The sequence below is a fragment of the Pseudoalteromonas sp. SG45-3 genome (assembly GCF_014164075.1).
In the GTDB taxonomy this organism is placed as follows: Bacteria; Pseudomonadota; Gammaproteobacteria; order Enterobacterales; family Alteromonadaceae; genus Pseudoalteromonas; species Pseudoalteromonas distincta.
The window spans coordinates 1-274 of sequence record NZ_JACJEN010000081.1; the positions used below are offsets into that span (position 1 = coordinate 1).

The 274-nt window shown below is 38.3% G+C and carries 1 rRNA gene; it reads right to left on the reverse strand.

From position 1 onward, the window contains the following. Position 1 precedes the first annotated feature (1 nt). A 5S ribosomal RNA gene (gene rrf, locus H5126_RS21340) occupies positions 2 to 116 on the reverse strand. Between the last annotated feature and the right edge of the window lie 158 nt (positions 117 to 274).

The window sequence follows — 274 nt, forward strand, 5'->3', positions numbered from 1 at the left end:
AGCCTGGTAATGTCCTACTTTCACATAGCAAATGCTACACTATCATCGGCGCTGTTTCGTTTCACTACTGAGTTCGGCATGGAGTCAGGTGGGTCCAAAACGCTATTGTCACCAAGCAAATTAGGGCGTTAATCCGTATTTCTACGCACTAACTGAATTTGGAAAATATCTGATAATATTTTTTAAGTCTTTCTTTAAGTAATATCTACTTTAGTTATATTAACTTCTGTCTAAACTGTCGCATAAAACGCGTTTGGCGTTGTATGGTTAAGCC